The organism is Yoonia sp. (assembly GCF_046498525.1).
In the GTDB taxonomy this organism is placed as follows: domain Bacteria; phylum Pseudomonadota; class Alphaproteobacteria; order Rhodobacterales; family Rhodobacteraceae; genus Yoonia.
The window spans coordinates 1-6,213 of record NZ_JAWOAN010000132.1 but is presented as its reverse complement, the minus strand read 5'-3'; the positions used below and the strand labels follow the sequence as shown (position 1 = coordinate 6,213).

The window sequence follows — 6,213 nt, the reverse complement described above, 5'->3', positions numbered from 1 at the left end:
CGGCAGCGGCCGGTGAGCAGTCACGGACGTTCGAATCTGCCGTCTTGAAGACACTGGGTGCGCCGCGCCGCAGGATCATCACCAGCTTTGCATTGCGCGCGGCGATCCTCGGGCTTGCGGCAGGTGTTGTGGCGTTGGGTGCCGGTATTCTGGGGGGATGGGCAGTTTCGACCTTCATCATGGAAACTGGCTACACAATCATTTGGTCCAACGCCCTGCTGATCATAGGCGGCGGCGTGCTCGCCTCGCTTCTGGCCGGGCTGGCCTTTGCGTGGCGTCCTTTGTCGGCAAAGCCGGCGCAAGTATTGCGGGCACGCGAATAAGCGATCCTGCGTTCTTTGGTTATGGCAGCCTCGTTAATCCGGCAGCGTGTCGGGCGAAGGCTGAACAGGTGTGCTAATTGTCGGGCCGGTTTTAGAACAAGATGAACCCCGTGGGGCTCAGTCGAGCGTCGGGCGCGTTTGCAAAAGCGGCATCACATCTGCCATCTCGGGACCGCGCTCGCGCCCGGTAATGGCCTTGCGCAACGGCATGAAAAGGCCCTTGCCCTTGCGCCCCGTCGCCTCTTTCACGGCAGTTGTCCATTCGCCCCACGTGTCGGATGTGTAAGGCAAGGTTGGCAACATCGCAAAGGCTTCTGCCACGAATTCGCGATCCTCGTCAGCAACAAGCGGCGTTGCACCATCACGGAAAAGCGCCCACCAGTCAGCCACCTCGTCAAGGGTATTGATGTTGTCACGGACCACGTTCCAGAACGGCTCTCTGAATTCTTCGGGCACGCCAGCCGATGTCAAGACATCGGCCACGTCCCCAGAACCAAGTGTTGCAAGATAGCGGGCGGTCAGCGGGATCAGGTCTTGGGCATCGAATTTCGTTGGTGCCGAGCCAAATTTCGAAAGATCGAAGGCTGCAACGACCTCATCAATATTGCTGCGCAATTCAACGGGTTCGGAAGATCCCAGTCGCGCCATCAGCGAAAGGATCGCCTGCGGTGCAATGCCTTGTTTGCGCAGATCACGCAGCGCAAGCGTGCCAAGGCGTTTCGACAGCGCCTCACCCTGCGGACCTGTCAGCAGGGAGTGGTGCGCAAAGCGCGGCACTGCGCCGCCCAGTGCTTCGATCATCTGGATCTGGGTTGCGGTATTGGTCACGTGATCCGAACCACGCACCACATCCGTGATGCCCATTTCGGTGTCGTCCACGACCGACGCCAAAGTATAGAGGATCTGGCCATCGTTCTTGATCAGTACCGGATCACTCACCGAAGCTGCATCAATCGAGATGTCTCCGATGATCCCATCAGTCCATTCAATCCGCTTGTGATCGAGCTTGAAACGCCAGTGCGAGCCACGCTCCGCCCGCAGTGCGTTTTTTTCAGCTTCTGAAAGCTGCAACGCCGCGCGGTCATAGACCGGTGGCTTGCTCATGTTCAGTTGTTTTTTGCGCTTGAGGTCAAGCTCGGTCGGTGTTTCGAAACATTCGTAAAGCCGGCCTATATCGATCAGCTTTTGCTTGGCCGCAAGATAGTTTTCCATGCGCGCCGACTGATGTTCGACCCGGTCCCATGTAAAGCCCAGCCATGTCAGGTCTTCTTTGACGCCTGCAATATATTCGTCCTTGGAGCGTTCGGCATCCGTGTCATCGATCCGAAGAATGAAGGTACCGCCCTGCTGCCGCGCGATGGCATAATTGAAAAGCGCTGCACGCAGGTTGCCTATATGCAGCCAGCCGGTGGGCGATGGGGCGAATCTGGTGGTGGTCATGGGCGCGTCTCCTGTTGGGGCGCTTTGACCATGAGACGGGCAGGTTGTCCAGTTTCGTGGGGGTAGCCGTCGCCGTAAGCCATACACAGCACATTAGCCGGCGCTTGATACGTTACCGCAAAATGGCTTGGGCCTGCATGTTCGACCGACCGTGCGCGTGTCCTCAAATGAGGTTCATCCGTTATCGCGCCAGCGGTTCACGATCGGATAGCGCCGGTCCAGCCAGAAAGCACGATCCGACAGGCGCGGCCCGGGGGCTGATTGAAAACGCTTGTATTCACTGATGTAGATCAGGTTTTCGACCCGTTTGACCGTGTCGCGGTCGTGTCCGGCGGCTACACAGTCCGCGACAGAGGCCTCTTGATCGACCAACATATAGAGGATGCCATCAAGAACATCATAGGGCGGCAGGCTGTCTTCGTCTTTTTGATCGGGGCGCAGTTCGGCCGAAGGCGGTTTGTCGATGATCGCAACAGGGATCACCTCGCCTGCCGGGCCACGCATCCAGTCGCGGTGGTTGGCATTGCGCCAGCGCGCGGCCTCGAACACGCGTGTCTTGTACATGTCCTTGATCGGATTGTAGCCGCCCGCCATGTCACCATAGATCGTGGCATAGCCGACAGCGACTTCGGATTTGTTACCGGTCGTCAGCAGCATTTCGCCAAATTTATTCGATTGCGCCATCAGCAGCAGTCCGCGAATGCGGGATTGGATGTTCTCCTCTGTCAGGCCTTCTTCAAGCCCTTCAAAGAGAGGTGCGAGGGCATCCGTGATTGCCGCACGCGGACCCGCGATGCTGATCGTATCGTATTTGCAGCCCAGCGCATCGGCGGCGGCGGCGGCATCGTCGAGCGAGGATTGCGATGTATATTCGGACGGCAGCATCACGCAGCGCACATTTTCCGCGCCCAGTGCGTCCGTCGCGATGGCAGCAACAATTGCGCTGTCGATCCCGCCGGACAGGCCCAGCAGAACTTTTTGGAAACCCGTCTTGCGCATATAATCCCGCAGGGCTTCGACCATCACGCGGTAGTCTTGCTCCAACATGTCAGGCAGCATGGCTTTATGTCCATCCAGCGCCACCCAGCCGTCGTCGGTCAGTTCAAAGTCGACATGCGCCAGCATGGTTTCCATAAGCGGCATCTGGACCGCCAGCTTGCCCCCACGGTTCACGACAAACGATCCTCCGTCAAACATCTGGTCGTCCTGACCGCCGACTAGATTGATATAGACGAGAGGCACATTATTCTCGACCACGCGGCTGACCATATTGTTCATACGGATCGCAAACTTGCCCCTGAAATAGGGTGAACCGTTGGGCACCACCAAAATCTCGGCACCGCTTTCGACCATGGCCTCGCAAACGTCGGGGTACCACGCGTCCTCGCAGATCGGGTTGCCGATACGGACGCCGTTCTCGTGGGCGACAGGGCCTGCGATATCAGCGCTTTTGAACAGGCGTACTTCATCGAAAACATTGAAATTCGGCAGAAAGTGCTTGCGTGCACGCGACACAATCTTGCCACCGCGCAACGTGAAATACGCATTAAAGAGCCGCTCATCCTCGAACAATGGCCCACCGATCGACAAGGCCGGACCGTCAGCGCAATCCTTGGCCAGCATCATAAGTTGCGCCGTCGCATCGGCGACAAAGGCAGGTTTCGCGACAAGATCCTGTGTCTGGTAACCTGTCAGGAACATCTCTGGCAACGCGACCAGATCAGCCCCTGCCGCCTTGCCTTCGGCCCAAGCCGCGCGCGCTAGATCAGCGTTGCCTGCGATATCCCCTACCGTGGGATTTAACTGTGCCATTGTCAGGCGAAAAAGTTTTGTCATAGTTTTGTCCCAATGCCTTGGCATGCATGTAGCAGAAAGAGGCGCGGGGGAAAGCCGTTTGACGCCATCGGCCCTTAGCCGTTGTCAGCTGGAACTCCCTCTCGTAAGCTGCGCGAACCTGAAGCGATCGGAGAAACTGATGACGTTGTTTGGATTACCTAAAGCTGTGGCAGCCGCCATAATCTTGGCGAGCGTGGCATCGCATGCTGCAGCCCAAGAAGTTCAAACAAAGCAATATGATGACGGTGGCATTTACGAAGGCACCTTCGTAGATGGCAAGCAGGATGGAACAGGGACTTACCGCCTACCCAACGGCTATGAATATACAGGCCAATGGGTTGCTGGTGAAATCCGCGGTGAGGGCATAGCGACCTTCCCCAACGGGTCTGTTTATGAAGGATCGTTTGTTGCTGGAAAGCCTGAAGGTCAGGGCCGAATCACATTTGCAGATGGCGGTACGTTTGAAGGTGAGTGGGTCGATGGCAACATAACGGGGCAAGGAATTGCCGAGTATGCGAACGGCGTCGTCTACGAAGGTGAGTTCCGCAATGCGATGCACCACGGCATGGGCACAATGACGAGCCCCGGTGGATACATCTACGAAGGTGCCTGGTTGAATGGCGAAAAGGAAGGTGATGGCAAAATCACTTATCCAGATGGCGCTATTTACGAAGGTACGTTGAAAGCGGGTGAACGTGACGGGACCGGCACGCTCACCATGGCTGATGGTTTGGTTTACAGTGGTGGTTGGGTCGACGGGCAAATTCAGGGCGTCGGGACGCTCTCGCAGCCCAATGGCGATGTCTACGAAGGCGCATTGGTCAATGGCCGCCGCGAGGGTGAGGGCTTTGTGACATATGCCAATGGCGATACCTACGAAGGGACCTTCCTTGATGATCGCCGTCACGGTACCGGGACGTTCAAGGGCACCGATGGCTATGTGTATGTCGGCGAATGGGCCGAGGGAAAGATCGAAGGCGAAGGCGAAGTCACTTATCCTGACGGATCGGTCTACGTCGGTACGTTCGCGAACGATCTGGCGGATGGCACAGGCAAAATCACCTATCCTGACGACTCCACTTATGAAGGCGCATGGGAAGCTGGTGTGATCAACGGCGTTGGTCTGGCCACTTATGTGAACGGTCTGGTCTATGAAGGCGAATTTCTGAAGGCCAGAAATCATGGCCAGGGCAAGATGACTTACGCTGACGGCTACGCCTATGAAGGGCAGTGGTCCGAGGGGCAGCGCAACGGCTTGGGCCGCGCCGTCTATGCGGACGGCACTGTCTATGTCGGCCAATTCCTGAACGGTCAGCGCAGCGGCGACGGCGAGATCACTCTTCCGGATGGCTTCACCTACGTCGGCCAGTGGCAAGACGGTGAAATCAGCGGCGAAGGGGTTGCGACATATGCCAATGGCGACGTCTATGAAGGCAACTTTGTGCGGGGTCGTCGCGAAGGCGAAGGTACGATGCGCTATGCTACAGGTCAGGAAAGCGTCGGCGTCTGGTCAGACGGTGCGTTGGTGTCCGAGACAACTGGCAGCGATTAGGCACGACCAAGTTTTATTAAAAAGAGCCGGTGACCCCACCGGCTCTTTTTCATTACCCATTCAGACCGCTTCGCCTTGGTCCATCCGCGTCAGGAAGTGATCCGCTTCCTGCAAAACCGTCGCCTTGCGCGTATCATCCATGCGATCCCAGACCCGATACATGTTACCCATGCGCGGATTACCCTCAAAGCGGGACCGATGCCGTTCCAGAAAATGCCAGTAGAGCAGGTTGAACGGGCAAGCTTCCGCGCCGGTCTTGTCCTGCACCCTGTAGGCACAGGATCCGCAATAATCCGACATCTTGTGAATATAGTTGCCCGACGAAATATAAGGTTTTGACGCGATGATCCCGTCATCGGCAAACTGGCTCATGCCGATGACATTCGGGGCTTCGACCCATTCGTAGGCATCTGCATAGACGGCCAGATACCACCCATGCACCTGCGCGGGATCAATCCCCGCCAAAAGCGCAAAGTTGCCAGTCACCATCAGGCGTTGGATGTGGTGGGCGTAGGCCTCTTCTTTGGTCTGCCCCACGGATTTGGCCATGCAGTTCATCTTGGTCTCTGCACCCCAATACATAGCGGGCAGCTTGCGATGATGGCCCAGCGCATTTCGGGTCACATAATCCGGCCCCTCACGGAAATAGATGCCACGGACATATTCGCGCCAACCGATGATCTGACGGATAAATCCTTCGACCGCGTTCAAAGGCGCATCGCCTGCGCGGTAGGCTTCTTCGGCCTTCTGGCAGACCTCCAGCGGATCAAGCAGCCCCGCATTAAGATAGAGCCCGATGATCGCGTGATAGAGGAAACGGTTGTCGTTGAGCATGGCATCCTGAAAGTCGCCGAACTTTGGCAGCCCCCCTTTCAGCCAATGCGCCAGATGCTGCCGCGCCTGTCCGGTATCCGTGGCAAACCAGAACGGCTCCAAATCTCCGAAATTGCCTGCAAACCGATCGCTGACAAGCGCGAGAACCTCTTGCACCGTTTCGTCGGGGCTGAATTGCATGGGACCATCAAATCCGATCTGATCAGGCGCAGGCTTTCGATTGTCGTG

Annotated in this window: 5 protein-coding genes; 2 read left to right on the top strand and 3 right to left on the bottom strand. The window is 57.2% G+C overall.

The features are described from left to right. Window positions 1-323 (top strand): FtsX-like permease family protein (locus tag R6T97_RS09030; protein WP_410348964.1); only part of this gene is annotated, 323 nt, incomplete at its 5' end. A 117-nt stretch (window positions 324-440) separates the two neighbouring features. Here the strand turns inward: R6T97_RS09030 and gltX are convergent. Continuing rightward, complete coding sequence (gltX, locus tag R6T97_RS09025; protein ID WP_410348963.1) at window positions 441-1,763, bottom strand: glutamate--tRNA ligase; 1,323 nt, start codon at window positions 1,761-1,763, stop codon at window positions 441-443. Window positions 1,764-1,937: 174 nt separating this feature from the next. Then, a complete protein-coding gene (locus R6T97_RS09020) occupies window positions 1,938-3,599 on the bottom strand; it encodes an NAD+ synthase (protein WP_410348962.1) in 1,662 nt (553 codons plus the stop codon). Window positions 3,600-3,738: 139 nt separating this feature from the next. Here R6T97_RS09020 and R6T97_RS09015 point away from each other — a divergent pair, with 139 nt between their 5' ends. Next, complete coding sequence (locus R6T97_RS09015) at window positions 3,739-5,151, top strand: MORN repeat-containing protein (protein ID WP_410348961.1); 1,413 nt, start codon at window positions 3,739-3,741, stop codon at window positions 5,149-5,151. 60 nt (window positions 5,152-5,211) lie between these two features. On the opposite strand, the gene R6T97_RS09010 is transcribed toward R6T97_RS09015, so the two are convergent. After that, a partial coding sequence (locus R6T97_RS09010) for a cryptochrome/photolyase family protein (protein ID WP_410348960.1) occupies window positions 5,212-6,213 on the bottom strand: 1,002 nt, incomplete at its 5' end.

Excerpts from the sequence above, each read along its gene's own strand:
- gltX (WP_410348963.1), bottom strand. The coding sequence starts at position 1,763 with ATGACCACCACCAGATTCGCCCCATCGCCCACCGGCTGGCTGCATATA.
- R6T97_RS09020 (WP_410348962.1), bottom strand. The coding sequence starts at position 3,599 with ATGACAAAACTTTTTCGCCTGACAATGGCACAGTTAAATCCCACGGTA.
- R6T97_RS09015 (WP_410348961.1), top strand. The coding sequence starts at position 3,739 with ATGACGTTGTTTGGATTACCTAAAGCTGTGGCAGCCGCCATAATCTTG.